Source organism: Blautia faecis (genome assembly GCF_027662325.1).
Lineage (GTDB): Bacteria > Bacillota > Clostridia > Lachnospirales > Lachnospiraceae > Blautia_A > Blautia_A faecis.
Genome location: NZ_JAQDKY010000084.1, coordinates 1 through 3,341, shown reverse-complemented (window position 1 = coordinate 3,341; position 3,341 = coordinate 1). Strand labels below are relative to the sequence as shown.

Here is a 3,341-nt window from a genome sequence, read left to right as displayed (position 1 = left end):
TTTTTCTTAAGTTTATGATGTTGGGCTAAGCCGGTGGTCATGATTGACCCTGGTATCATCATGATATTATATTTAAAGGGAAAAGAACTGTAAAGTGAAATATTACCTGTAAAGTAGTAACAAATTCTGTGAAAATTGTGCAATAGTAATGATTCGTATATTGTGAAGCGGGCACAAAAATGATACTATCATTATATAAAGAAGCAGGAGGTAAGTACGTGATGAAGAAACTTACAACAGCAAAAATCTGGCAGTTTGCAGCAGGTCAGTTTGGATGGGCAATGTTGTCCGGAATCATTTCAAACTGGCTTGTGTATTTTTATCAGCCAGATGAAACCGCCATCAGCCAGGGGCAGACTGTATTTATTCCCCAGGGACTGGTGGTGCTTGGCATTTTCACCATTATCGGAGGAATCACAGCCTTCGGAAGAATTTTTGATGCTTTCACAGATCCTATGATCGCGTCCTGGTCAGACCGGTGTACGTCCAAAAATGGACGGCGAATTCCGTTCCTGAAATGGGCGTCCCTGCCTCTGGCACTTTCCACAGTGTTAGTGTTCTGGTCCCCGATCAATGAGAAAAGCTGGCTCAATGCAGCGTTTTTGCTGGTGATGGTTCTGGCCTATTACCTTTCCATTACAGCTTATTGCACACCGTATAATGCCTTGATCCCGGAGCTGGGACATACCCAGCAGGAGCGGCTTAACATTTCTACGGTGATTTCCTTTACATTCATTGCAGGAACTGCAGTTGCATACCTGGCACCAACTATCTGGGGTGCATTTATCCCGGCATTTGGACGTGTTGGCGCCATCCGTGTCACCTTTACGCTGATGGCAGTGGTGGCATTTATCTGCATGCTGATACCGGTATTTTGCATTCGGGAAAAGGATTACGTGGACACAGTTCCAGCAAAAGAGTCTGCTTTTCGCTCCCTGACTGCTACGTTTAAGAACGGAGAATTTTGTAAATTTGTTGGCTCCGATATTTTTTACTGGATCGCCCTTACCATGTTTCAGACAGGTCTGCCTTTTTTCGTAACCAGTCTTCTGAAGCTGCCGGAGACAATGACAACCCTGTATTTTGTGGGGATGACAGCATTGTCTTTAGTATTTTACATTCCGGTAAATAAGCTTACCCCGAAGCTGGGTAAGAAAAAAATGATCCTGTTTGCATTCGCTGTCTTCAGCCTTGCTTATTTCTATACCGGATTTATGGGAAAAATGAGCTTTATTCCGGAAACTGTACAGGGACTGATCCTGACGGTGGTGGCAGCACTTCCCATGGCAATTTTCGGAATTTTGCCCCAGGCGGTGGTGGCAGACATCGCCCAGAGTGATTCCATCACATCCGGAAGCAACCGGGAAGGAATGTTTTATGCGGCAAGAACCTTTGCATTCAAACTGGGTCAGAGTCTTTCCATGCTAATCTTTACTGCTGTTTCTACCATCGGAACAGGAGACGGAACAGGTTATAGAATCGCAGCCTTTGGCGCAGCGGTGTTCTGTATGGTGGGCGGAATTATTCTGGTGTTTTATAATGAGAAGAAGATTAATGGGATTATTGGGGGATAGTAATAAAGTATTAAGCCTCTCGTAAATTGTAACACACATGTCGCAGTATATCTTTTTTTAGATACTTTTGAATGAGTTATGTTATCAGGAATTTGTGAATCGTGATGATTGTTTTTTATGATTTTATAAGCTGCTTGTAAGGGGAGTTTTGGAGTGAAAATAATACAGGAAAACGAATATTTATATATTATGGAAAATGAGGTGGAACTTTATTTAAAAGTCCATTGCCGGGAGGGATACATTCCCGGAGCAGAAGACATTTACCATGGGAAAAATGGAATTACGGGAAAAATCCATGTGAAGCGTTATCTGGCAGAGAATCCTGTGGGGGTGGTGGTGATCAGTCATGGTTTCACAGAAGGCGCACCAAAATATGAGGAGTTGATTTACTATTTTTTACAGGCTGGCTATCACGTATACATGCCAGAACATATAGGACACGGTCAAAGCTACCGCCTGACAGCAGATCCCTCATTGGTACATATTGATATCTGGAAGCGGTATGTAAGGGATTTTTTGAAAGTATGCCACGAAATCAAAAGGGCATACCCGGAGTTGCCCCTGAACCTTTTTTCCCACTCCATGGGCGGTGCAATCGGCGCAATCGCTGCAGCCTGGGAACCCGCTCTTTTTCATAAAGTGATATTAAGCTCGCCTATGATTAAACCGCTCACCGGAGGCGTGCCCTGGCCGTTGACCGTACTGATCGCCCATGCAGAATGCCTTTGGGGAAAGGAAGAGTACTATGTCTTAGGCCAGAAACCTTACGACGGAACCGACACCTTCCAAACCAGCGCTGGCACCTCCGAACCTAAATTTATATGGTACAACGACCTGCGAAAAGAAAAACAGTTTCTCCAGACCTGTGCACCATCCTATGGCTGGCTGAAAGCATCCATAAAAATGAGCTGGTATTTAAGATACTACGGCTGGAAGAAACTCCAGTCCCCACTCCTTATTTTTCAGGCCGAAAAAGACGATTTCGTATCCGTCCGCGCACTTCGGAAATTCGCAGCGAAAATCAGAAAGCGCGGTGTTTCCCCCTGCGAATATGTCTACATGCCCGGGACGAAACATGAGATATATTGTGGCGGGGATGAGACGATGGAAGTTTATTGGGATAAAATAGAAAAGTTTTTGGAAGAAAAATAAGTTTGGCGTTGCCTATAAACGAAGATTATTAGTGTAGTAACTACGTGAAAGAAACAAAATGACACAATTGCAGCTTGCTGATAAGCTGGGAGTCACAGAACTGATCTACTGCAACAAAGATGGGCTTTTTTCAATAAATGTGGTGAAAGGAATTGATGACAGGGAAAAGTCTTATGATGATGTGGAAGAACGGCGGGAACTGGAGAAAGTGGCAGGGATGTTGTTTGGATAATTAAAGTATATTGAGGGTGGCTTTGGAGGCTGCCCTATTTTATTTTTGTTTGCATAAAAAAAGAAACGAGCACTCTTTTCCAGTCAAAAGACCTTACTCAGTAACAAAAACCATTTTTTAAGTATGATTGTACTTTGAACAGAAGAAAGGTTAATAGAAAAAATTGATATACGCTCAAGCAACTTTAGGAAAGAATATACATTCTCTTTTTGGTATGTTACTATAATGGAAAAGGATTGATATTTACCTAATAATATTATTATCAGATCGGGGAAAGCCAAATGAACTACAAAAATGTAAAAATAGATAAAACAGCAAAGATCGCGAAGCAGTCCGTAATCATCGGTGACGTAACAATTGTGGTCCTATGTCAAGATTTAGTA

The 3,341-nt window shown here is 42.6% G+C and carries 3 protein-coding genes; all 3 read left to right on the top strand.

Annotation, left to right across the window (positions count from 1 at the left end):
* Window positions 1-221 precede the first annotated feature (221 nt).
* The 3 genes from PGQ38_RS19065 to PGQ38_RS19055 all read left to right on the top strand — a co-directional run bounded on the left by PGQ38_RS19065 (window position 222) and on the right by PGQ38_RS19055 (window position 2,958).
* Window positions 222-1,574, top strand: coding sequence for an MFS transporter (locus PGQ38_RS19065; RefSeq protein ID WP_270433131.1), 1,353 nt, complete (start codon window positions 222-224; stop codon window positions 1,572-1,574).
* 153 nt (window positions 1,575-1,727) lie between these two features.
* Complete coding sequence (locus PGQ38_RS19060; RefSeq protein WP_270433130.1) at window positions 1,728-2,726, top strand: alpha/beta fold hydrolase; 999 nt, start codon at window positions 1,728-1,730, stop codon at window positions 2,724-2,726.
* A 58-nt stretch (window positions 2,727-2,784) separates the two neighbouring features.
* A complete protein-coding gene (locus PGQ38_RS19055) occupies window positions 2,785-2,958 on the top strand; it encodes a hypothetical protein (RefSeq protein WP_270433128.1) in 174 nt (57 codons plus the stop codon).
* The last annotated feature ends 383 nt before the right edge of the window (window positions 2,959-3,341 follow it).